Below are 24,540 nucleotides of genomic sequence, written 5' to 3' on the forward strand. Positions count from 1 at the left end.
CGAATAGAAAGTGAAAGACGGGGTGACTCGGAGTGTCAAAAGAAAAAAAGCAAAATAAATTTGAAGATGGCCGACAAGAAATTGATTTGGATAAAATCAATTCACGTGTATCCAAGTCAAGCCAGAACACAGCGACGAAAACGAAATCAAATTCTTCTATTTTAACACCAGTATTTTTATTGTTTATTTGTATTCCTTTAGCATTTGTTATCTATTTTTGGCAGTTTTATGATCCAGCAACGACGGCGGAGCAAGCGAAGGTAGAAGAAAATCAAGTAGTAGAAATCGCTAAAAATAATAATGGAACTTCCAATGAAGAACAAGCACTAGTAGATGATGAAAAAGAAAGTGCTGAGCAAGAAATTTTATCTGAAGAAGAGCGTACAGCGGCAACATTAGCAGCTCAAGCGGCAGCAGAAAAAGCAGCGAAACAAGAAGCGGACCGTGTAGCGCAAAAAATCGCAGAGGAAAAGGCGGCAGAAGAAGCAGCGCAACAAGCAGCGATTGAAGAAGAGCGTCGTAAAGCGGAAGAGGAAGCGCGCCGCCAAGAACAGTTAGCAGAAGAAGCACGTCAAAAAGCGGCTGCACAAGAGGCTGCGCGTCAAAAAGAAGAAGTAACGAAACAACAATCAACTGCGCGTAGTCATACAGTTCAGCCGAATGAAACGATTTATCGTATTTCGGTGAATTATTACGGAAATGGCGACGCGGTAGAACGTATTAAGGCAGCAAATGGTTTAACATCGAATGAAATTAGTGTAGGCCAAACGTTAATATTACCGTAAAAGAGCGCGTGACTTTTAAAAGTCACGCGCTTTTAATGAAACGAAAGGATGATGAAGTATGTGGAAGCAGTTAGGTGTATATGGTGCAATTGCGGGTGTTGGGACATTGGCATATATGTATCAGCTAGCACATCAAAACACCGTGAAAACACACGTGCTAACGTTAAAAGGCAAGCCAGAAACTGTACGTGTCTTTTTTATTTCAGATGTACATGCACGTGTTATCGACGAAGCTTTATTACAGCAAGTAACAAATGTTGATTTTATTATTATTGGCGGAGATTTTTGTGATAAGCGTGTCGGTTTAGCGCAAATAGAAAAAAACCTTGAAAAGCTAACGAATATTGCGCCTGTTTATTTTGCTTGGGGAAATAATGACCGAGAAGTAGGCGAAGCAATGCTAACGGAGCTTTTTGCACAGTATGATGTACGTGAGCTAAATAACGGCAATATTCGCTTGAATCAATTTAACAATCCATGGGTGATTGGCGCGATTAATGATACATCCAAGCGTGATTATAATATTGATGCGGCATTTGAAGGTACAAATGACGAAGATTTTGTTATTTACGTTTCGCATAATCCGCAAGTGTTTCCGCGTACAACACCACGCTATCAACCTGTGTTAATGCTAGGTGGTCATTTACATGGCGGACAAATTCGCGTAGGGCGCTTCGGGATGCACGAAAATGGTCGCTTTAAAATTGTCGATGGACGTGGTGAATTAATTAGTAACGGCTACGGGACGACGTTAGTGCCATTTCGTTTAGGAGCGCCACCTGAGACACATATTATTGAGATGCGTGTGACAGAGTAGAACGTTTTTGCGAACAAGTATATAATGAAAAGCAATTCAATGAGTAGGAGATGTCAATAAACATGGAAAAAGTAGATGCAGTTATTGTTGGTGGCGGGCCGTGTGGGTTAGCAGCAGCCATTGCACTGCAGCAAATTGGTTTACGACCTGTGGTGATTGAAAAAGGGAATATCGTGAACGCTATTTATGAATACCCAACGCACCAAACCTTTTTTAGTTCAAGTGAAAAGTTAGCGATTGGTGATGTGCCATTTATTGTAGAGCAACGTAAGCCACATCGTAACCAAGCGCTTGTCTATTATCGTGAAGTTGTCAAAATGAAGCAAATTACGGTACATCGTTTCGAGAAGGTCGAAAAAGTACAAAAACGACAAGACGGAGCGTTTACAGTGACGACATCAAAGGCATTGTATGACACACCGTATGTAGTGATTGCGACAGGTTATTACGACCATCCGAATTATTTAGGTATTCCAGGGGAACAATTACCAAAAGTACATCATTATTTCAAAGAGGGGCATCCATTTTTTGATACGGATGTTGTCGTGATTGGTGGGAAAAACTCGGCCGTAGATGCGGCACTTGAACTGCATAAAGCAGGTGCACATGTTACATGTGTATACCGAGGTAGTGATTATTCACCGAGCGTGAAGCCGTGGGTATTACCTGATTTTGCGGCACTTGTACGAAATGGCGACATTACGATGCATTTTGAGTCGCATGTGTGTAGCATTGATGAACATAGCGTAACGATTGAGAAACAAGGTGAGCAACTTCACATTGCCAATGATTTTGTATTTGCGATGACAGGTTATCACCCAGACCATAACTTTTTACTTGATATTGGTGTACGTATTGACGAGGAAACCGGGCGTCCATTTGTAAAGGATGAAACGATGGAAACGAATGTGGAAAATTTATTTATTGCGGGCGTAATTGCGGCAGGCAATAATGCCAATGAAATTTTTATTGAAAATGGTCGCTTCCACGGTGAGCAAATTGCGACAGCGATTGCTGCACAGCAACTGATTGAGAAATAAAGCTGTCTATATACGAGAAAAACACACTTCGAAATCATAACCGTTTCGAAGTGTGTTTTTTGTAGTAGTTACGCATTGAAAAAAGCAGATAAATTGACCGTGTCATGACATTCATTGAGCGCGATTAATAGCTTCAGGCGCGCTTTTTGTCCGTTTAAGCCGTTTGCGAAAATAACGCCTGCATCTTCAAGCTGTTTACCACCACCGTCATAGCCATACACACCTTCTGCAATCCCGTTAAAGCAGCGCGAGACAAGTACAATCGGCAACCCTTTTTGGACATATTCAATTAATTTTGTCGCAACGGCTGGAGGGACATTCCCTTGTCCAAGGCCTTCTAGTACAAGTCCGTCATAGCCACATTGCACGATAAAATCAATCGCATCTTCTTCCATACCTGCATATACTTTTAAAAGTGCGACACGTTTGGAAATCGCTTGGATATCGACATATTGTCGGTGAATCGGTGCGTGGTGGAAATGGATTTTCTTCTTTGTCACAAGCGCAATTGGCCCGTACTGCGGCGACTGGAATGTATTGACCGAGCTAGTGGACGTTTTCGTAATATTAAATGCTAAATGCACTTCGTCATTCATCACGACTAAGACGCCTTTTTCACGTGCTTGTGGGTCGATGGTGACACGAACTGCCTCGACTAAATTATAGACACCATCTGCTCCTAGCTCATTTGAGGAACGCATTGCACCGGTCAGCACAATCGGGAATTGAAAGCGTGTTGTCATATCTAAAAAATAGGCAGTTTCTTCGAGTGTATCTGTGCCGTGTGTAATAACGACACCGTCAAGTTGATACAGTTTAGCTTGCTCGACAATCACATCGCGTAGCAATAGCATATGCTGCGGTGTAATATGTGGAGACGGTAAATTAAAGGCTTCTACTTCAATAATATTGGCATATTGGTGGAGCGTTTGTTCATTTTTTAATGGGTTTTCATCATTTAAAATGACCGCTCCTGATTCGGTACTCATTTTCATCGAAATTGTTCCGCCAGTATGAATTAATAAAATGTTTTTCTTCAAACGTCAGCACCTCGCACGTATAATTCATTCGCATGTTATACTGATTATAGCAAAAACGGCGAGAAGGGGTTGGAAAAATTGTTCATTTTACTGACAGTCGCAATTGCGCCTGGTCTTGCGTTGTTTAGCTATTTTTACTTACGCAATGATATGAAAACGGAGCCGCGTCGAACATTACTTCATTCGTTCGTTTATGGTGCAGTCATTACGTTTCCAATTTTATTTATGCAATATGTGTTAACGGAAGAAGGTGTGTTTGCGTATCCGTTTATGCAGCATGTTGTCTTCACAAGTTTTATTGAAGAGTTTTTTAAATGGTTTATATTATATATTGCGATTTATCATCATGTAGAGTTTGATGATCCGTATGATGGTATTTTATATGGCGCCAGTATTTCGCTAGGGTTTGCGACGGTTGAAAATGTTATTTATCTGTTATCGTATGGATTAGACACCGCCTTTATGCGCGCATTATTACCGGTGTCGAGCCATGCACTATTTGGTGTGGTGATGGGCTATTATTTAGGGAAATCAAAGTTCACGGACAGCACGAAAAAGTATTTATATTTAGCGCTTTTTGCACCAATCGCCTTGCATTTAATGTACAACGGGATTTTAATGTTCCGTGATACGTGGGTGTATTTAATGATTCCGTTTATGTTGTTTTTATGGACGTTCGCCTTACATAAAGTAAAAGCGGCGCATGCGCATTTATTAGAACATTTGTATAAGCAGCATAAAATGTAGTGCTAATGATTCAACAAATGGGAGTTAATAGGTAAAAATAATGTGATATTTGTATGTCTTTTGTGGCGATGGGTCAGAGTATATGGCATAATAAAAGTACAAATTTTAACGTAAGTGTGGGGAACGACGTGGAATTAACAATTGGTATGCAATTAACGCTAGAACCAACATATACAGACCGGAATGAAAAGTTTCGCTGTAAAGTAGTTGAGGTGGATGAGCACATATTCTATATTGATTATCCAGTGAATATTGAAACGAAGAAGACCGCTTTTTTAATTGATGGAGCACAATTTTTAGTATTGTTTACAAGCGCAGATGGCAATGCCTCGTTTGCGTTAAACTCAGAAGTGTTAGGGCGTAAAAATGATGGCATTCCAATGATTGCGATGAAGCGACCTCGCGCGGAAGAAATTGTGAAAGTACAACGACGTGAGTTTGTACGTGTACAAACGCGTGTAGATGTAGCGATTGCTACCGAGCACATGACGTATCAACTAACAACTGAAGATATTTCAGCAGGTGGCATTGCAGCAATTTTACGCGGTCATGAGCAACTCGAAGAAAATCAAACGGTAGAACTGACGATTGTGTTGCCATTTGAAAATGGAGATACACATTATGTGATGACGGAAGCTCGAATTGTGCGTATTTTTGAAAAAGATGATGTGCTGAAAATTGCATCGATTCAATTTGTTGAACCGATGGATGTTGACCAACAATATATTGTACGTTTTTGTTTTGAACGACAAATTATGCTGCGTAGAAAAGAATTAAATCAATAATTACATAGAAAGAGTCTCGTAATAATACGAGGCTTTTTTTTTACTTTATGCTACAATAAAAGATGTAAGAAAGGGTTGAAATTGTGAAGAAAACTATTCAAATTGCAATAGACGGACCAGCAGGCGCTGGCAAAAGTACTATTGCCAAAATCGTAGCAGAAAAATTAGGATTTACGTATATTGACACAGGTGCAATGTACCGAGCGATTACGTATAAAGCACTTCAACAAGGTGTTTCTTTAGCAGATGAAGCGGCACTATCAGAGCTTTTACGTCAATCAACAATTACATTAAAGCCGTCTGAACGTGGGCAGCTTGTCTTTTTAGATGGACAAGACGTATCGGAAGTCATCCGTACAAATGATGTGACGGCTTCTGTATCGGAAGTAGCGGCACATGCAGACATTCGTGAGCAAATGGTGGCAGCACAGCAACAATTAGCGGAAGCGGGCGGCGTTGTCATGGATGGGCGTGATATTGCGTCACATGTATTGCCACAAGCAGAGCTAAAAGTGTTTATGTCAGCAACGGTTGAAGAACGTGCACGTCGTCGTTTTGTCGACAATGAAAAGCGTGGTATTCCCGCAACAATCGAATCATTAATCGAAGATATCGCACGCCGTGATAAATTAGATAGTGAACGCGAAGTATCACCGCTAGTGCAGGCTGATGATGCCATTTACTTAGATACAACATCGCTGACAATTGATGAAGCTGCAGAAGAAATTCTACGTTTAGCAAATGCGCAAATGAACTAATTTTTCAAATTTTTAACTTATTTTTTGTTTTTATTAACAAGATAGACTACAATAGAGTTGGAAAGATGCGAAGGAGGGTTACATATGTCTGAAGAAATGAACTTAGGATCAAGCCAAGAATTTAACGAAGGTGACATCGTCCAAGCGACTGCCGTGCAGGTCGATGATAAATCTGTAACAGTAACAATTGAGGGTGCTCCATTTGATGGAATTGTCCCAATTAGTGAGTTATCGAGCTTACACGTTGAAAAAGCTTCTGATGCAGTAGCTGTAGGTGATAAGTTAGAACTCATCATTACAAAAGTTGAAGAAGAAAACTTTGTGTTGTCAAAGCGTAAAGTCGATGCTTTAAATGCATGGGATAAGCTTGAAGCGCAATTTGAAGCGGGTGAAATCTTTGAAGCGGAAGTAAAAGACGTTGTCAAAGGTGGTCTAGTAGTTGATTTAGGTGTACGTGGATTCGTTCCCGCATCGCTTGTAGAAGATTATTTTGTAGAGGAATTTGACGATTACAAAGGGCGCACATTAGCGTTCAAAATTGTTGAGTTAGATAAAGATAAAGGACGCTTAATTTTATCACACCGCGCAGTGGTCGAAGATGAAAAGAAAGCGAAAAAACAAAATGTCATTGAAACCATTTCAGTGGGCGATGAGCTAGACGGTACGGTACAACGTATTGCAGCATTTGGCGCATTTGTTGATTTAGGTGGCATTGATGGTTTAGTGCACATTTCACAGCTATCACATCAACATGTATCAGATGTATCAGATGTGTTAACGGAAGGACAGGAAGTGCGTGTCAAAGTATTATCTGTTGATACTGCAAATGAGCGTATTTCGTTATCAATTAAAGATACGCAACCTGGTCCGTGGGATAGCATTGAAGAAAAAGCACCTGTTGATGCTGTATTAACGGGTACAGTTCGTCGTTTAGTGCCATTTGGCGCATTCGTTGAAGTGTTCCCTGGTGTTGAAGGACTTGTGCATATTTCTCAAATTTCTCATAAGCATATCGGAACACCACATGAAGTATTAACAGAAGGTGACGAGGTGCAAGTGAAAGTGCTGGAAGTAAGTGGTGAAGAAGGCAATCGCCGTTTATCATTAAGCATTAAGCAGCTGCAAGAAAATGATGCACAGCAAGAGAGTGCTGCAGCAGCAGATGAATCATATGAGTTACCAGAAGAAAATAGTGGCTTCTCATTTGCAGATGTGATTGGTGATCAACTAAAAGCATTTAAAAAAGACGAAGAATAAAAAAAATGAGCCGTTCGCATTGCGAATGGCTCGTTTTTTTATGCGTGTTGTTGAATGATTTGTTGCAGTTTTTGCGCAAGCACTGGTACGTCTTGTGTAGATACTGTAACGCGTACGAAGGATTCATCCATATCAAGTGCCTCTGCAAATAAGCTGCTGAGTCCACGAACTTTACGGTCGATTTGAATGAGTAGCTCTGCAGAATGCGCACTTTGTGATAAAAACATCACTTCTACTTCATCGAGACGACCACGGAAAGCGCCACTCGTTGGCACAAATTCAAACTCTTGAACGAATGGGTAACGGTTACGGTAACGCGGCGGTGCAGCCTCACATGCGACTTCACGTAAGCGGAAACCAAGTGATTGTACAGCATTCAATACTTCAGTAACAAGTACAGTAGGTTGTACCGAAATATAATCTTTATCGGTTGGGTCAATTGCCATCGCAATATCAAGTGCTGTATGTACCCAGACGCGTGTTTTACCCATTGTAATAGGTGTTTCATATGGTAGTATAAATGAAAATGGAATTTCTTTTTGTTCGCGGGCGCTAATCGTAAATGGCTCACTTACGCGTACACGCTCTAATTCAAGCTGTTCGTCAAATTTCGTATCATTCATTTCTTTCTCGTATGTTGTATAAAGAATTAATGAAATGGCGTCAATCGTTTGTTCAACATCGCCACCTTGAATACGAACGACTCCTTGTAATGTATCTCCAACGCGGTACGATGTATTCGTTAGTACCGTATCCACAGTTGCTGCACCGACACCGAAACTAGCGAGTGCTTTTTTGAAAAATGACATAAAAATGCCTCCTTATAAATAGTTCATCTATAAATATACGTATGAAGTTCTGGAAGGTTTCACAATACTAAATTGAACTTTTAGTATAAATATAGTGTATCCTTTATAATGGGCAAGAATAAATCGGAAACTAGTGAGTAGTATAAAGATTGGAGGAGCACATGAATAATCGGAAACGTCATGTGGCAGACATCGCCTTGTCATTATTTATTGAACAAGGTGTACAGCAAACATCGATACAGGAAATTATTGAGCAAGCGAATATCTCTAAAGGAACGTTTTATAATTATTTTGCGTCTAAAAATGAGTGTATTGCCGAAATATTAGAGTTGCTACGTTATGAGGCCAGTCAAACACGTTTAGCAATTGAGGTTGGAAAAGATTCAGCCGACCGTGATGTGTTTATTGACCAAGTTTCAGCTTTAATTCAAATGAATGAAGAGCGCCATTTACATTTACTATTTGAAGGGTTATTACATTCTAATGAACAAGAGTTAAAAAAACTTGTGTTGCAGCATCGTTTACATGAACTACGTTGGCTACAGCAGCGTTTAGTTGATATATACGGCTTTAATGTTGAACAAATTTCGTATGAAGCGGCGATTTTATTACATGGTATGATACAGCATATGTTATTTATGGCACGTATTACACATAGTGCCTATTCATTGCGCCAGTTAATTGCCTCTATTTTTTCATACATGGAGCTGATTTTACCGAATATGATCGTTACATTTGTCGATTTGGCAAGTGTCGAAATGTTAGAAGGGCGTGTTTCACAGCGGAATGTATCGAAAGAAGAAGTCATAGAAGCGGCACATGCTATATTAGCGCAAGTCGTGACGAATGAGCAGCGAGAGCTTATTGTAGCATTTATTGAAGAGCTAGAGCGTGTAGAACCGCGTTTATCGGTATTGCGGGCGATTTTGCCAGCGATTCCACAGAGCTTCGTACAATCGCCTCTTGAGGCACAAGTGCAGCAATTTGTGAATACAGCATGGTTTTATGTCAAAGTAAAGTAGGTGTGATGGGTGAGAAAGTGGTTACCGTTCGTGTTAATTTTGTTGCTAGTAGCGTGTAGTGATGAGCAACAACAAGGTGTGTTTCTATACAAAAACGCATATATAGGCGATGCATCAGCTGTTTCAGCAATTGTCGAGCAGCTAGAAAATAGCGAGCAATTTATGCAGATGGAGCTGTTCACAACAGCGAAGCCTTACGCAGTCAATTTGCAGTATGCACATATTTCAGAGCAGCAGGCAATGCGTAATGCCACGTATATATTTACGCTTGTACAAAATGTCGATGTGGTGCAGTTTACATTTGCTGACGAACAGTACGAGTTAACACGCCAAGAGATTGAAAGTGTATACGGGCTTGATGTTCGAAATATACATGACGAACAGAAGCTACAGGCGTTAATCGAAGAAAAATTGTGAGGCTAAATAAGGTCGTCTAAAATAGCGCGTGGACAGAACGTGATATCTCATAAAAATCCCCTTCAGCAATTGTGACTGCTGAAGGGGGTTTTATGTTTTTTTGTCTAGTCACGACGACGGAATAATTCAATATCTTCTATATGGTCTTTTGCTTGGCGTTGTTCGTCGCGTTGGATTTCTGTACCGATTGGACCTTCCTCGATATGAACATCACTTTTTTCGCGTGTTGCTTGATGCGCATCTTGTAAATTATCTTTCGATACCATATATACGATTGCACCGCCAAGATGCAGTAGCGTTAAATAATCATCTAGTTTGCTTTCTGCGACACCGATGTCACGCAGTGCTTCGGCTGACGGCTCCCCACCACTTAAAATCGCTTTTGCGTGATTCCCGATTGTATCTGATTTTTCGACGTCGACCGATGTGTAGTCTTTATATGCCTCTGTGTCTTCCGCTAAAATCGTTAATTCGTCTTTTGTATAGCCCTCTGCTTGAAGTGTTTCGAGCAAATGTTGTAGCTCTGTTACATCTTTTACCGCTTCAATTCTATTCATTGTCAAATTGCCTCCTTTAACGTTCTCTTAGGCTATGTTCCACAAATGATATAAAATTAAACCTTTTCATCATTGTACTATCCGTCAATGGATTTCGTGTGATATAATCAAGTCTTTGAGGTATAATACATTGTGGATTATTATACAAACACTGAAAGTTGGAAGGATGAAAACGATATGACAAAACCAGTAATCGCTATCGTTGGTCGTCCGAACGTTGGTAAATCAACAATTTTTAACCGTATTGTTGGTGAACGTGTATCAATCGTCGAGGATATCCCTGGCGTAACACGTGACCGTATTTATAGTTCGGCTGAATGGCTAACGCATGATTTTAATATTATTGATACAGGCGGCATTGAAATTAGTGACGCACCATTTATGGAGCAAATTCGTCAACAAGCAGAAATCGCTATTGATGAGGCAGATGTTATTATCTTTATGACGAATGGTCGTGAAGGTGTAACATTAGCAGATGAGCAAGTAGCAAAAATGCTTTACAAAACAAAAAAACCAATCGTGCTTGCGGTTAACAAAATTGATAACCCTGATATGCGCGAAATGATGTACGACTTCTATTCATTAGGCTTTGGTGACCCGTTCCCAATTTCTGGTTCACACGGTTTAGGTTTAGGGGATTTATTAGATGAGTGTGCGAAAAACTTCCCACAAGACAACGAGGAGCAATACGGTGAGGATGTCATTAAGTTCTCATTAATCGGTCGTCCAAACGTTGGTAAATCATCATTAGTAAATGCCTTTTTAGGTCAAGACCGCGTTATCGTATCAGATGTTGCGGGTACGACACGTGATGCGATTGATAGCCCGTATGAATATGATGGACAAGAGTATGTCATTATTGATACAGCTGGTATGCGTAAAAAAGGGAAAGTGTACGAAACGACAGAAAAATATTCTGTATTACGTGCATTACGTGCTATTGAACGCTCAGACGTTGTATTAGTTGTTCTAAATGCAGACGAAGGCATTCAAGAACAAGATAAAAAAATCGCTGGTTATGCGCATGAAGCAGGGAAAGCCGTTGTAATCGTTGTTAATAAATGGGATGCTGTTGAAAAAGACGAGAAAACGATGAATTTCTATACAGAGCAAATTCGTGAGCACTTCTTATTCTTAGACTACGCACCAATTATTTTCGTATCAGCGAAAACGCGTAAACGTGTACACCAAATTTTACCGGTTATTCAACGTGCAAGTGAAAACCACGCAATGCGCGTACAATCGTCAATCTTAAATGAAGTTATTGAAGATGCGGTAGCACGTAACCCAGCGCCAACAGATAAAGGGCGCCGTTTACGTATTTACTACGCAACACAAGTAGCGATTAAACCACCGACATTTGTTGTATTCGTCAATGAATCAGAACTAATGCACTTCTCTTATGAGCGTTTCTTAGAAAACCGTATTCGTGAAACATTCGATTTCGAAGGGACACCAATTCGTTTAATTACGCGTACACGTGCATAAGATAGGGGGAATCGATGTGGAGAATATTTCCGTTTTAGGTGCAGGTTCATGGGGGACAGCACTTGCAATGGTGCTTGCTGAAAATGGTCATCGTACAACGATTTGGTCTCATCGACAAGACCAAGTGGATGAAATCAATGAACAGCATACAAATGCTAAATATTTGCCGAACACGGTATTACCACAATCATTAACAGCGACGTCATCAATTGAAGATGCTGTAAATGACCATGATATCATTGTTATCGCTGTACCGACAAAGGCCATTCGTGAAGTGTGTCAGCAATTTGTGGCGACACAAACGACAGAAAAATTATTTGTGCATGTGTCAAAAGGAATTGAGCCAGATTCATTAAAGCGTATTTCTGAGTTGTTGCAAGAGGAAATTCCAGCAGCGCTTCGTTCAGATATTGTTGTATTATCAGGGCCAAGCCACGCAGAAGAAGTTGTGAAACAACAGCCGACAACGGTGACTGTAGCTTGTGAAAATATGGTTGCTGCTGAGCGCGTGCAAGATGCTTTTATGAATGGTTATTTCCGTGTGTATACATTAGAAGATGTTATCGGCGCTGAAATTGGTGGCGCATTAAAAAACGTTATTGCACTAGCAGCAGGCGCTGTTGATGGCTTAGGCTATGGTGACAATGCGAAAGCGGCACTTATTACACGTGGACTTGCTGAAATTACACGTCTTGGCGTGAAAATGGGCGCAAACCCGTTAACATTTTCAGGTTTAACCGGTATGGGTGATTTAATTGTGACCTGTACAAGTGTGCACTCACGTAATTGGCGAGCGGGCAATTTACTAGGGCAAGGGTATAAACTGCCTGAGATTTTGGCACAAATGGGTATGGTTGTGGAGGGTGTGCGTACTGCAAAAGCAGCGCATCAACTCGCACAAACCTATGATGTAGCCATGCCAATTTCTAGTGCTCTTTATAATGTACTGTTTGAAGAACAACCACCGAAAGATGCAGTGGATGCGTTAATGGCACGTATGAAAAAGCGTGAAATTGATGAAATGATGTAATTTCTATAGAAGGATTCCAAAAAGTATAGTTGCTTTTGGAATCCTTTTTTATGTTTTGAAAAAGCTAGTAATGTAAAGATTTTGCTAAGTGATGCGGTGTGATATACTGAAATTACAACTGAAAAGGGGTGTAGAAGGATGGGACCACTTGCGCATTTACCCGCATTAGATGTTATGTGGATTTCGTTTTATTGTATTTTCTTTTTACTTGCATCAATTGGCATTATTTATATGGTACGACATAAAATACATAATCGTTTTTTGCAATGGATGTTTAAATTGATTGCGTATGGCTTATTTTTTCTTGGTTCTTTTTTGATGGTGTTAGTTGTTGCGACGTGGCCAGCATAAGGGGGAATGAACATGAAGCGATGGATAATAGGAAGTTTAATAGCTGTTAGTTGTTTATTAAGCGGCTGTGGTGGAAGTTTTTCAGCAAGTGAGGAACAGCAGCGTTTACAGCAACAAGTAAATCCCGATGATGTGCAAGCTGTACAGCGCGCCGTTGAGGCATTTCAACAGGATTCAGGTGGATTATTACCGATTAAAACAGTGGATAATGATACAGATATTTATATTAAGTATTTAATCGATTTCCAAAAGCTTGTGCCAACGTATTTAGCAGCACTACCAGACAATGCATATGAAAAAGGCGGCATTTATCAGTATGTTATTTGGGATGCGGAACAGTCGCCTACTGTAAAGCTTGTCGATTTAAACGCTGCTGAACGTATTCGTGAGATTAATTTACGTGTGATGGTGCAGCAATACCCAGCGTTTCAGGAGCAAATAGCAGATTATATTTATACGCTTAATTACGAGCGCATGGGGCTAGAGCCGTTATCTGTGCAAAGCCCGTACTCGACAAATTATTTACCTATTGTCGTCACAACACAAGGACAAGCGATTGTTGACTACCGGATTGATTTACAACGCTTAATTGACGACATGGACATAGATATTACGCCAGGCGAAGATTTGCGCCCTTTATTAATTGAACGTTTCGATGTATTGCCTGCTTATTCCGTACCATATACTGTAAATGAAGCGCGCGAGGTAGTGTTTTTTTACACGCCATAAAACATGGAAATGGTGTCTGTTGCTGTAAATTTGAAGCAATCGACCCCTTTTTTATGTGAAAAAGCGAAAAAATGTTCGAAAAAGTGGACAAAACGTTGAAAACAGTAGGGTTTTGAGTTTACTTTATAAGAAATAGTGTATAGTATATTGAGAGTAGAGTTTTGCCGACTGCAAAAAGTGAAATGGGTCCAACAAATATCAGTGAAGTGCGAAGAAATTCAGTTGCATCAAGGGTTTTGTTATGTTACTCTTTTATCATGATTGATGAGCGGCAACCCTTGAGAGGAGGTGAATCGTGTGAATAAAACAGAATTAGTGAACTCTGTTGCTGAAGCTGCAGGTCTTTCTAAGAAAGACGCTTCTAAAGCAGTTGATGCTGTATTTGATACAATTCAAGATGCTCTTGCAAAGGGTGACAAAGTACAATTAATCGGTTTTGGTAACTTTGAAGTGCGTGAACGTGCGGCTCGTAAAGGTCGTAACCCACAAACGGGTGAAGAAATCGAAATTGCTGCAAGCAAAGTACCTGCTTTCAAACCAGGTAAAGCACTTAAGGACGCCGTTAAGTAGTCCGAAAAACCCTTACATAACAAGGGTTCAGGCATTTTATAAGTTCAGTAAAAACTGTCTGGACAAAAACCCTCTGAATTTTTCAGAGGGTTTTTGAATTTTTATGTAAAAATAAAAGAGCTGTTCACTTAAAAATGAACAGCCTCTAAATATTTATTTAGTAAGTAATTTTTGTCGAAGTTCAAAATTTTCTATGGTCAAATTTTCCACTCGTTTTTCTAATGCACTTATAATTTCGAGGTAATTAGATTTTTGATTAGTATCCAATGTGTCTTTAGAATTGGAACTAATAATAGATTGATTATTAAGTAAGATATCATCTATATCTTTAATTAGTTTGTCGTACCAAGTTGAAAGATATTCTGAATCATTGTTTTTCCATAATGATCGATCGCTACTTAATTTTAGTTTATGTGCTATTAATTTGTAGGCTTGAACTTTTGAAATTCGAGCATCAGCTTCATTCTTGGTAGCTTTGTTAATATAAGTCCTTTTAACGCCCTTTGTAGCACCGTATAGCTGGTCTTTAGTGTAAGATGTAGGTTTACTCATATGACTCCTTTAAACTAATTCTAGGGCTTCTGAGAAGCTTAGAGGGATTTTGTTGGTTTTATAATATGTTTTTGCAATCTTATCTAAATTTTTTTCGATTTCATTTCCTTCCTTTTGACGCAAATTGAATTTTGAGAATAGCGTAAAGAACGTTTTTTTTAATTTTTCCTCAATATCCTTTATATTCATTGAAATAAATTCTTTTTCTAATTTGTTTTTCTTAAGATTATCTTTGTAAAATAAAATAAGAACCATATAACGTAATATTTCAGCTTTATGTTCTTTTAACTTATCCTGATCAGGAAGATATTTGTTGCAGCTAAAGCAATCAAGTTCAGTATGTCCGCAATTAACTACAACAGTTGCAGTACAATTATGAGTATACATTGGCATACCTGTTGGCTGAGTTATATTTTCATTACTAGGCAACTGATTTAATTCTTGTTTTACTTTGGTAACTATTTTTTCAACAAGCAAGTTTGCTTCTTGCTTTTGGCTAGAAGTGGTTTGAAATTTAATGCTTCTTTCAATAACTTGATTTAGTGGGATTGTTGACTCGTCCTCTTGATAAGTTGTTAAATTACTCCAAACGCCCTCTAAACTAACTTTTTTTAAATCATTCACCACTTTCTTTGATTTTGTTGCTAAATATGGAAGTTGAGAATCAATATCTCTTTGATTTAATGCGTGTTGTATATCCACTTTTTCCTTTCCAATCATCTTCAAATATAAAGCGTGTATTTTACGAGAAGAGTGTGATGAAAAATGAGTTTTCAATTTAAGTCTTTTTTCAAGTCGCAAGAGAAATCTATTAATAGTTCCAGGTAATAGAATATTTGTGCAGTCTTTATTGGGAAATAGTCTTACTTTTTTTAAATCGTCACCGAATGTTGTAGATACATTTATTGAATTAACCTCTAGAGGAATATTCGGTGTTATTTGTATTAATTCATTGATCCATTCGAACATATTTGAATCCATTTTCACATAGAATTCAGACTTATTTTTTGTTTTATGAAAATGAATAAATTTCTCACCTTGATTATTCGTTGTTATACAGTCTTTTGTTAATAATAATATTTCGTGTATTCTAGCTCCTGTTGTCATTTGTAATAATATTGCCCGACGACATTTAGCCTGTGTGATATCTTTTTCGTCAATGCATTCGTTGCTGTCATTTAACAGTGCATCAATTAGTATTTGCGTCTCACCGAAGTTTATATTTTCACCATACATAGTTTTTTTGTTGGTCATTTTTTTTGGTGCTACCCTGTCGATGTTTATATCATAAATAGAGTTTGTAATTATGTAATATTTAATATAAGCCCTTATATTGTTTCTTATATTGTCCTTTAAGTTTTCGCTAAGGTTTTGAAAATCTTCGCTATTATAAAAGTTAAGAAGTGTGCCTCCGATTAAATCATTGGAATAAAATATCTGATGTTTAAATAGAAGTGGTACAACTTTTCTTAAGGTACTGGAAATCATATTGTAATTTCCCCAGCTCATTTTTTTGAATGTGATCGTTTCTAAATCTCCATTGTGATTTAGAATTTTTAAAGAAGCTGTATTATCGACTCTTAATTTTGTCCATTCCAAATAGTTGTATAAATCCCTATTCAAAGAGCTATCATACAGTGCGGTTAATGCACTCCATTTGTTTTCTTCGGATTCATCGCTAGGGAGTAATTGAACCTGTTTATCGGGTGTAGTAGTGACAGGAGATGAATCGCTATTAAGGAGTATAAATGCGATGAAACGTGCAATCCGTCTCTTATTTTTAAAAGAATATAAATATTGGATTTCGTTATCGGTAATGAATTTCTTATGAATGCCAGGAATCAATCCGAATCCACGCATCCATAGTTTTAGTAATTCATTTAAATATAACTTTCTAAAATTATCCTTATTTTCGAGATTTCCCATAGCAAAATCATCAATATAATCTTCGAAAAGTTTGTATGCTAATTTAAAGTTTGGAAGGATTTCAAGTGGATATAATTTATAGTTTATAGGAGAGCTTTGAAATTGTTTATCTAATTGAATTCGTCCCATTAAGGCTAATTTATAAGCATAAGTTTTTTCTGATTTACTTAATGAATTTATGTCTGTGAAGTAATGAAGGTCTTTATTGAATATATCTTTTCCAAGTTTAGTTGTTCTAAAAATTTCTCTTTGTTCTTGGTTAAAATGAGTCTCGATAAAAAGTTCAAATTCCACACCTCTATATAGAACTGTGAGAGATAAAGCTTTTTCTTCTTGAATGCTTGCAATCGCTAATCCCATATTTCCTCCTTAAAGTGCTTTAAAACCAGTTCTTCAATTTGTTCATCTGAGTATTTTAAATCACTTAGTCTTTCTTTGATTAATGCAATAGCACGAAGTTTATTTTGTGCTATTGTACTGTGTATATTAAAATTTTTGCTGTGCTGCTGGATATCTTTAAATTCCATAATTAGTTTAGCTAGTAATTCGACAGCACCCTCGATTTCTTCACGTTTCATCATAAAGAAAGGGCAGTTCCAACATTTTAAATAGTGATTGCAACTTTGCTCTTCTTCGAAACAATACCCCATTGCTGTTTTACGTCCGTGTTTTTTTATATATTCCTCAAATTCGATATTTTTTTCTAAGTCCTTCATTGTTGCACTATCAAATTCAGTTGTTTCTGTTAATTTAGCTATTATTTTCAAATAAAACTTTCCAGTGATATCTCCAGCTTCATATTTATCTAAAACTCGATATAACAAAGCATTTTTTGCGTGCTTACTCTTAATATACGCTTTTCGAACCATTTTCCCATCGTGATGTCCGGCAGCAGCTTGTGCAGCTTCTTCGCTCCCTGTCTTACGAACAATATGTGTTAACAAATAGTGCCTGAAAGAATGTGAAGAGAATTTCACTTCAGATTTATCCATATTTAAAGATTTTGCTATCTCGGTTTTGAAGTATTTTTCAGAGAAATTATTAATTTCATTTATGCTTAAAATCTTATTTGTACTTGTATATTGGAATAAGTGAATGAACATTCTTTCCGAATCGGTATTAAAGAGAGGTTTATAACAATCTCTATTTTCTTTAATATTTTCTTCTAGTTCACGTACAGCTTCAATCCCCATAGGGTCAAGTATTGGAAATTGCCCATTTTTATTTCCCGCTTTGTCAGAGTCTGTACTATATAGGCATAAGACGTCTTTTTCATTCAACATAGGGTACATACAATTATCGAATTCTAGACTTAATACAAAAGCACTTCTAACGGGGCAAGAAGAAATTATTCGCCAATAATTGTAGGCTAAAAACTCTTCTTCATTTTTGGGTTTAAAAGATTTTAAAATACTAGAAATCATTAATGGATACTCTTCTTTTTCAAAAGCAAAACCATCACTTTCTTCTCGGTGTCGCTTAGCTTCACTTCTTAGCATAGTCATCTTACTTTTTGAAAATTTGACTTTTTGTTTTGGAAGACTTGAGTATGATCCAACGCCCCAATCCAGAAAATTTTGAATCTTAGGTATATAAGTTAGAATGGTACTAGCCAGATAATTTTTGTTTTCCTTGCAATAATCGATAAATTTATCTAAATGTTCATTGCATAGTTCCTCAGAGTTAATGTTGTTAATCTCAATAAAATCAATGAAATTTTTTAGAGAGGTAAAGGAGAGTTTTCTATATGTTTTTTTAGCACCACCGGCAATTAAAAAAGTATTGTAGTCTTGAATTATATGGCCAAATGTATGATTTGCTGATAATAATTCTAAGTTAAACTTTTTTACATTTTTAGTAGACCTTTTATTGAAATAACCAAAGCTATATAAGATTTTTTTTAGGCGCTTTAAATTGTGTTGTGCCATATGATATTCATCAAAATCATTAAAATAACTTTGCATATCTGATATTGTTATTTCACCGAAAGGTTTATTTATATAAACGAAATGTAAATAAAAGAATTTAGCAGAATGAAGGATTAAACTATAATGCTCGGATTTAATCTTATTTACTTGTTCTTGAGTAAAGTAACCAAAGTATATAAGGATATCTAGTATTCGATTTCCTCTTATTCCAGGGCAATCAATAATTTTTTTTAAGATCATTTTTTTATAATTTTCATCAGAAAATAACTTTGTTTTTATTGCCCAAGTTAAAACGTAATAAACGTTATATCTGTTTAATTGCTTAGGAGAATTTAACCAATCGTTGGCCGATGTTTTTTGCAATTGTAATATTGCCTGTTTAACTTCTTCATTCTCGATTTTTAGATGTTTTTTTAATTCCGCATTTAATTTCTCTGAATTAATCCAATCCATTAGTAACCTCTCTATCTGATGAATAAGCGTCTTTTATTTTCTCAATGATATTACCTTCATCTGAAGTATCTTCTTCAAGGTAATGAATATATGTGCCTCTTGTAACGTCTGTGTCGGAGTGACCGAGCATTCTGGATACATCGTCTAAAGTAAATTTTTTTATTCTTAATAGATATGTAGCGAAATAATGGCGAAAAGTATGAGGATGTATCCAACTGAAAGCTATTCCGGATGCTTTAGAAACCCTTTTAGACATAGAAGTAATGATATTATTGGAAGTGTAATTTTTAAAAGCTTTCATTTTATTTCTAGGATTTAAAAATAAAAAATTAGATGTCTCTAAATTAGGTTTAGCTCTAAAAATTAACAATCGTTCTCTTATGACTAAATACAAAGCTGCACTAAATTCTTCCTGTTCAAATATATAAGAAACTTCTCTACTACCGCTTTTATTTCTTTTTGAATAATCTCTACCTTCGGCAATTACGACATTACAAGTCCAACGCTTGATTGAATTATTGTAATAAATATCACCTAGGTTTTTTGAGTTTTTTAGAAATGAAATAGCTTGATCATATGGCAGGCTCAAAAAGTTAGCAGGGATTAAACTATCGAAGAATTTGATATTGGATACTTCAGCTGATCTTAAGCCAAATCCTTTCAGTGTAAGCAAAAGTAGATTATGTATAAAGGTATTTTTTTCTTTAGAAACGCTCATAAATATATTCATTTCAGATAGACTTGGGATTCTTTCTTTCGTTGGTTTCGCTAGTTTATTGGTGTTAGAGTGGTTTAAACCGCTTCGAGCTAGAATATAATTAGCGTCATATACAGTTGAATCATAAGTGTCTTTAATAGTTGAAGAGAATGTTGATTTATTAGAAATGGATTTTCTAGGAATTGTATTAAGTGGTATCGCTTTCTCTTCGTTGTATTGTTCTAAGTATTTTATGGCATTTTGAATGTGTTGTACTATATGGTCCGCAGTGTAACCGCTAGATTGAGTTATATATTTTTGGCCGTATTCATTACTAACCAGCTCCTGAATGGAATCATCAACCAGTGGGACGTAATCTATTAAACTCCACTCAATACTTTTTTGAACTTTTATACTAGAAGTTCCTAACACTTGTAGATAGACAGCGAAACCGATAAGGATGTCTTCTAAATCCATTATTTCATCGAGATTAATTTTAAATAACATTAAGTAGTCTAAAAATTTTGTTAAATCATTCGCAATTCGTTTTATTGTATTAGGCGATTTATTATGGTCATTTAGTGCGATTAACATATTTGTAGCGGTATTATTAGTTACGTGGTCTGGATTTACAATATAGGTAATGCCTTTAGAGCTTATAAAAGATATGTAATGAAAACCTTTAACATCTACTTTCCTCAAATATTCATCCATAGATTTTAATTTTTGAGGATGACTATAAGAAATGATGTTGTTTAAAATAGTTATAGACAAAATCTCTCTCCTATCCATTGAGATTAAAAGTTAAGAAAATTGAATCTATTTAATTATAGAACAAAAGTTCGTGTTTTTCAATTGGTTCGACGATATGAAATACATTAATTTATTTTAAAATATATATTTATAATATAAAATATATTTGTTAATATTTTCTTTTTTGAGAATTTTTTCATTTAGAATGGAGGTTTGTGATGTACATCTCTCAGTTGACATTGAATAATTTTAGAGGGTTTTCTAACAAGGGAACTACATTATATTTCAAAGAAGGAATAAATGTAATACTCGGTGAAAATAATGCTGGGAAAACTACTATAATTAAAGCTTTAGAGATTTTATTTAGTAATAAGGCATCAAAAAAGTTAACTATAAATGACTTTAACAGAAATGTAGATTTAGAGTCTTTAAAAACAGTTGCTCCAAAAATGGTAATCTCTGCAACATTGAAAGAATCAGCGGATGAAGATGCATACTCTGATGAATTATTATCTGTTGCAACCTGGTTAACTAAAATTGAAACGCCGTATGAAGCAAAAATAACATTTGAATTTTTTTTGCCAGAGAATGAACTAGAAACTTATAAAAGCTTTATGGAAAATAGTTTTAGTGGAGATATAAATGATTTTTGGAAAATATTAGACCAGCATTTTTTGAAAAAGTATGTTTCTAAAATCTATGTTGGAAATGTAGATTTCAAAAATCAATTAAATATAGCGGATTTAAATAAATTTGATTTTCAATTTTTAAGCGCCATTAGAGATGTAGAAAGGGATTTGTTCAAAGGAAATAACGCTTTGTTGAAGGAAGTAATAGATTTTTATATGGATTATGAAATCAAAAGTAATTCTGAACTTAGTGATATTGAAAGAATAGAAAAAATTAATGAAAATAAAAAAGTTTTTTCTACAGAGGCAAAAAAGCTAATAGAAGAGCTAAAGAAAAGGATGACGAATGGTGAGGCTCAAATACTAAAGTATGTAGATGATACCGGAGCGAGTATTGATAATTCTAAACCTGTATTCGATGGTGAAATATTAGACACTGAGCTATATTCAAGTTTAAGGTTAATAGTCGAAAAAGAAACAGGGATTAAGCTACCTGCTGTAAGTAACGGCTTAGGTTATAATAATTTGATATATATATCAATTTTGTTATCGAAAATGCAAAGAGATTCAACAGGGAATTATCTAGGTTCGAATGCCAAGACTTTTTCAATTTTAGCTATTGAAGAACCAGAAGCGCACTTACACCCAAGTATGCAATATAAATTTTTGCAATTTTTAAAAAATAATAATCAATCTGAAGTAAATCAAGTTTTTATTACAACACATTCTCCTAATATTACAGCTGCCGTTGATTTAGAAGATCTTATGATATTACAAAAATATAAAAGTTCGGATTTTATAGAAAATATACGAGCTGCATATCCTAGTAAAGTCTTTAAAAATGATGACGAGGATGACGTTAAATCAAGTGAATATGTACGAAGATTTTTAGATGTAACCAAAGCAGATTTATTTTTTGCGAAAAATATTATCCTTGTAGAAGGAGTTGCAGAGCAATTAGTAGTTCCGGAATTTGCGAAAAAGATGAATAGAAGTTTGGAAGATACGCATACAACTATTATAAATATTGGTGGTAGATATTTTAATCATTTTTTAAAATTATTTGACTTAAATAAATCTGAATATGCTCTGAGTAAAAAAGTTGCTTGTCTAACAGATTTAGATCCCGTCAGGAAATTACTTAGCACAAAGGAAGATGGTGAATATGATGACGATATAGAATCTTCTAGCTGGAGCAAATGTTTACCTCTCTTTTTAGATAAAGAAAGAGAAAAATATGAATATAAGCTAAGTTCCAACAAACTAATTACCGAAAGAGATTTTTCGGATAATATAAAAATTTTCAGCCAAGATTTAGGGACTAGTTCAACTTTCGAATATGAATTAATTAGATTTAATTCTAATCAAAAAAAATTAATAACAAGTACGTTATCTAATCAGGCAGAATTAATAAATTTATTCGATATGTTATCTGAAGATGATAGTCTTGGAAAAATGGTTGAGTGTATGAGGAAATCAAAATTTAAAGAAGAACTTAAAGAATTGATAGAAACAAATAAAATAGAGGATACTATTGAAACCAAAATAGCCGTATTAGCCAGTAGATATTTACTATCTTTAAAAAAGGGTGAGGCTGCTCAGGAGCTAGCTTACTTAATTAATAAAAGTAATGGCGAGGAAATTATCCCACCGAAGTATATAAGTGAGGCGATTGAATGGATATCACGTTAGCAGAAGTTCTAGAGTCGAACAATACCAAAATCCCAGTTGATCAAAACTTCAAATTGTATGCGGGGCCAGGTGCAGGGAAAACTACATTTTTAGTCAATCATATTAATGAAATAGTTCATAATTCCACAAGACTAAGTAAGAATAGAAAAATAGCGTGTATTACATACACTAATACAGCTGTAAACACCTTAAAAAATAAGTTGGCTGGATGCGATGAGTCTGTCGAAATATGTACCATACACAGTTTTTGTTATAGATATATTGTGAAGCCATTTATTTGGGTGTTATCTAACTGTGAAATACCTATTGATAAAATAAATGGTCACGAAGAAATTAAATTGAGGCAAAGCCAAATAACTGAGTTTAAAAGAATTACTAATCAATTTCAGTTTGATGATAAACTTTTAGCAAAGGCTCTGTCAAAATTAATTTGGAGTATAGAAGATGGAAAATTAATTTTGAAATTCCCAAAAATCAATGATGGCAAATTAGATAATTACAATATCAAGAAAACTTCATATTTGGAATACAAGAAATTATATTGGAGTGATGGTAAGTTAAGTCACGACGATGTTTTATATTTCGCATACCGAATTTTGACAGAGAAAACTGAGGTTTTAAGAGTTATAAGAGCTATGTTCCCATATATTTTAATAGATGAATTTCAAGATACGAGTCCGATTCAAGCTGAGATAATAAAGATAATTGGAAAAATAGATACTTATGTAGCTGTTATAGGCGATTTATGTCAATCTATATATTCATTTCAAGGGGCAAATGTGAGTTTATTTAAAGAATTTAATTTAAATGAAACAAAGGAATATATTATTTCTGGGAATAGAAGATCAACTGAACAGATTATAAATGTACTTAATAAAATGCGAGGAAACACTGATTTTCAGCAATTTTCTCCTAATGGAACACAGGGAGAAAAACCAACTATATTAATTGGTGCTGCGAAAGATGTAGAAATTTATCTCAATGGTTTGTATAGTGATGTTGTATATCTATCATATAAAAATACTATAGAAACTTTTGATGATATCATTTTAAAAGATTCTAATAGTGATAGAAGCTGGATGATTTATTATGTTGCCCAGTCGATTGAATTTGCAAAAAATCTTGATATGAGCAGTGCTATGAAGTATATGAAACAGGCCTATAGGAAAAATAGTAATTTTGATGATAAATTCTCATTGATGAATTTAAAAAGGCTTATAAGTAAATATCCTACTTTTGAAAATACGTCGATAACGAGCTTTTATAATGATTTTTTGGTTGGTCACTATGATGTAAAAGGTAAAATTTCAAGGGGCGCTATAAAAGATTTCTATGATTCTATGACATTTAATCAGTTAGTAACGCAAATTAATAATGTTGATAAAAATTCAATTAATTATAAAACAATCCATCAATCCAAGGGGGATGAATTCGAGACGGTATGTATTATTTTTTCTAGTGAGTCAAAAGAAAAAAATTTAGAATTTTTAATAAATCCAGATATGAATCAAGAAACTCATAGGGTTTACTATGTGGCTTTAAGTAGAGCTATGAAAAGGTTATTTATTAACGTGGATAATCTTGAAACAGATTTAGAAAATAAAATGATTCAAATTGGTTTTGAAGTAATAAGGTTATGATTTTTATAATATTTTTGTGTGAATTGTAAGCCCGTAATCAAATAACGCATATATTCAGGCAGGCACCT

The 24,540-nt window shown here is 35.7% G+C and carries 23 protein-coding genes; 16 read left to right on the forward strand and 7 right to left on the reverse strand.

Translation table 11 applies throughout. The annotated features are described in order from the left end of the window. Positions 1–32 precede the first annotated feature (32 nt). The 3 genes from A6M13_RS05505 (at position 33) to A6M13_RS05515 (ending at position 2,642) form a co-directional block, all read left to right on the forward strand. Positions 33–785: a LysM peptidoglycan-binding domain-containing protein gene (locus tag A6M13_RS05505; protein ID WP_066543617.1), complete on the forward strand. Its 753-nt coding sequence runs from the start codon at positions 33–35 to the stop codon at positions 783–785. A 58-nt stretch (positions 786–843) separates the two neighbouring features. Continuing rightward, positions 844–1,602 (forward strand): metallophosphoesterase, encoded by a 759-nt coding sequence (locus tag A6M13_RS05510; protein ID WP_066543622.1) that lies wholly within the window; start codon positions 844–846, stop codon positions 1,600–1,602. Positions 1,603–1,664: 62 nt separating this feature from the next. Next, the gene (locus A6M13_RS05515; protein ID WP_066543623.1) at positions 1,665–2,642 is read left to right on the forward strand and encodes a YpdA family putative bacillithiol disulfide reductase; all 978 of its coding nucleotides are present in this window, start codon (positions 1,665–1,667) and stop codon (positions 2,640–2,642) included. 68 nt (positions 2,643–2,710) lie between these two features. Here the strand turns inward: A6M13_RS05515 and A6M13_RS05520 are convergent, their stop codons facing one another. Beyond that, on the reverse strand, positions 2,711–3,682 hold the full coding sequence (locus tag A6M13_RS05520) for an asparaginase (RefSeq protein WP_083998231.1): 972 nt from the start codon (positions 3,680–3,682) through the stop codon (positions 2,711–2,713). Positions 3,683–3,760: 78 nt separating this feature from the next. Here A6M13_RS05520 and prsW point away from each other — a divergent pair, with 78 nt between their 5' ends. The 4 genes from prsW (at position 3,761) to rpsA (ending at position 7,229) form a co-directional block, all read left to right on the forward strand. Beyond that, entirely contained in the window at positions 3,761–4,429 is a 669-nt protein-coding gene (gene prsW / locus A6M13_RS05525; protein WP_066543624.1) for a glutamic-type intramembrane protease PrsW, read from the forward strand. Positions 4,430–4,557: 128 nt separating this feature from the next. Beyond that, on the forward strand, positions 4,558–5,214 hold the full coding sequence (locus tag A6M13_RS05530; RefSeq protein WP_066543625.1) for a flagellar brake protein: 657 nt from the start codon (positions 4,558–4,560) through the stop codon (positions 5,212–5,214). Positions 5,215–5,297: 83 nt separating this feature from the next. After that, positions 5,298–5,972, forward strand: coding sequence for a (d)CMP kinase (gene cmk / locus A6M13_RS05535; protein ID WP_066543627.1), 675 nt, complete (start codon positions 5,298–5,300; stop codon positions 5,970–5,972). A gap of 84 nt (positions 5,973–6,056) precedes the next feature. Further along, on the forward strand, positions 6,057–7,229 hold the full coding sequence (gene rpsA, locus A6M13_RS05540; RefSeq protein WP_066543630.1) for a 30S ribosomal protein S1: 1,173 nt from the start codon (positions 6,057–6,059) through the stop codon (positions 7,227–7,229). A gap of 38 nt (positions 7,230–7,267) precedes the next feature. Here rpsA and A6M13_RS05545 read toward each other — a convergent pair whose 3' ends face one another. After that, on the reverse strand, positions 7,268–8,038 hold the full coding sequence (locus A6M13_RS05545) for a sporulation protein (RefSeq protein WP_066543632.1): 771 nt from the start codon (positions 8,036–8,038) through the stop codon (positions 7,268–7,270). Between the two features lie 161 nt (positions 8,039–8,199). On the opposite strand from A6M13_RS05545, the gene A6M13_RS05550 reads away from it, so the two are divergent. Continuing rightward, positions 8,200–9,060: a TetR/AcrR family transcriptional regulator gene (locus A6M13_RS05550; RefSeq protein ID WP_066543634.1), complete on the forward strand. Its 861-nt coding sequence runs from the start codon at positions 8,200–8,202 to the stop codon at positions 9,058–9,060. A gap of 9 nt (positions 9,061–9,069) precedes the next feature. Beyond that, positions 9,070–9,477: a DUF4825 domain-containing protein gene (locus tag A6M13_RS05555; protein ID WP_083998232.1), complete on the forward strand. Its 408-nt coding sequence runs from the start codon at positions 9,070–9,072 to the stop codon at positions 9,475–9,477. A 104-nt stretch (positions 9,478–9,581) separates the two neighbouring features. Here A6M13_RS05555 and A6M13_RS05560 read toward each other — a convergent pair whose 3' ends face one another. After that, positions 9,582–10,034 carry a general stress protein gene (locus tag A6M13_RS05560; RefSeq protein ID WP_066543639.1) on the reverse strand — a complete coding sequence of 151 codons (453 nt, stop codon included), beginning with the start codon at positions 10,032–10,034 and terminating at the stop codon, positions 9,582–9,584. Between the two features lie 177 nt (positions 10,035–10,211). Between A6M13_RS05560 and der the strand changes: the two genes are divergently transcribed. The 5 genes from der (at position 10,212) to A6M13_RS05585 (ending at position 14,202) form a co-directional block, all read left to right on the forward strand. After that, positions 10,212–11,522, forward strand: coding sequence for a ribosome biogenesis GTPase Der (gene der / locus A6M13_RS05565; RefSeq protein WP_066543640.1), 1,311 nt, complete (start codon positions 10,212–10,214; stop codon positions 11,520–11,522). Positions 11,523–11,538: 16 nt separating this feature from the next. Then, positions 11,539–12,552 (forward strand): NAD(P)H-dependent glycerol-3-phosphate dehydrogenase, encoded by a 1,014-nt coding sequence (locus A6M13_RS05570; protein WP_066543642.1) that lies wholly within the window; start codon positions 11,539–11,541, stop codon positions 12,550–12,552. 138 nt (positions 12,553–12,690) lie between these two features. Next, on the forward strand, positions 12,691–12,903 hold the full coding sequence (locus tag A6M13_RS05575) for a DUF2768 domain-containing protein (protein ID WP_066543644.1): 213 nt from the start codon (positions 12,691–12,693) through the stop codon (positions 12,901–12,903). Positions 12,904–12,915: 12 nt separating this feature from the next. Continuing rightward, entirely contained in the window at positions 12,916–13,632 is a 717-nt protein-coding gene (locus A6M13_RS05580; protein WP_141680900.1) for a hypothetical protein, read from the forward strand. Between the two features lie 297 nt (positions 13,633–13,929). Further along, positions 13,930–14,202 (forward strand): HU family DNA-binding protein, encoded by a 273-nt coding sequence (locus tag A6M13_RS05585; RefSeq protein ID WP_066543647.1) that lies wholly within the window; start codon positions 13,930–13,932, stop codon positions 14,200–14,202. 153 nt (positions 14,203–14,355) lie between these two features. On the opposite strand, the gene A6M13_RS05590 is transcribed toward A6M13_RS05585, so the two are convergent. From A6M13_RS05590 to A6M13_RS05605, 4 genes are read right to left on the reverse strand one after another with little or no spacing between them, the layout of a single operon-like run. Then, positions 14,356–14,754: a hypothetical protein gene (locus A6M13_RS05590; RefSeq protein WP_066543649.1), complete on the reverse strand. Its 399-nt coding sequence runs from the start codon at positions 14,752–14,754 to the stop codon at positions 14,356–14,358. Between the two features lie 9 nt (positions 14,755–14,763). Further along, the gene (locus tag A6M13_RS05595; RefSeq protein ID WP_066543651.1) at positions 14,764–17,040 is read right to left on the reverse strand and encodes a tyrosine-type recombinase/integrase; all 2,277 of its coding nucleotides are present in this window, start codon (positions 17,038–17,040) and stop codon (positions 14,764–14,766) included. Continuing rightward, positions 17,031–19,061: a tyrosine-type recombinase/integrase gene (locus tag A6M13_RS05600; protein ID WP_066543653.1), complete on the reverse strand. Its 2,031-nt coding sequence runs from the start codon at positions 19,059–19,061 to the stop codon at positions 17,031–17,033. Before A6M13_RS05600 ends, A6M13_RS05595 begins: the two co-directional genes overlap by 10 nt. Further along, positions 19,048–20,532 carry a site-specific integrase gene (locus A6M13_RS05605; RefSeq protein WP_066543655.1) on the reverse strand — a complete coding sequence of 495 codons (1,485 nt, stop codon included), beginning with the start codon at positions 20,530–20,532 and terminating at the stop codon, positions 19,048–19,050. Before A6M13_RS05605 ends, A6M13_RS05600 begins: the two co-directional genes overlap by 14 nt. 197 nt (positions 20,533–20,729) lie before the next feature. On the opposite strand from A6M13_RS05605, the gene A6M13_RS05610 reads away from it, so the two are divergent. Continuing rightward, on the forward strand, positions 20,730–22,832 hold the full coding sequence (locus tag A6M13_RS05610) for an ATP-dependent nuclease (protein WP_066543657.1): 2,103 nt from the start codon (positions 20,730–20,732) through the stop codon (positions 22,830–22,832). Further along, positions 22,817–24,472, forward strand: a complete 1,656-nt coding sequence (locus tag A6M13_RS05615; protein ID WP_066543658.1) for an ATP-dependent helicase — start codon at positions 22,817–22,819, stop codon at positions 24,470–24,472. The genes A6M13_RS05610 and A6M13_RS05615 overlap by 16 nt, the downstream gene beginning before the upstream one ends. Positions 24,473–24,540: the final 68 nt, after the last annotated feature.

This window comes from Caryophanon tenue, from assembly GCF_001700315.1.
Taxonomy (GTDB): domain Bacteria; phylum Bacillota; class Bacilli; order Bacillales_A; family Planococcaceae; genus Caryophanon; species Caryophanon tenue.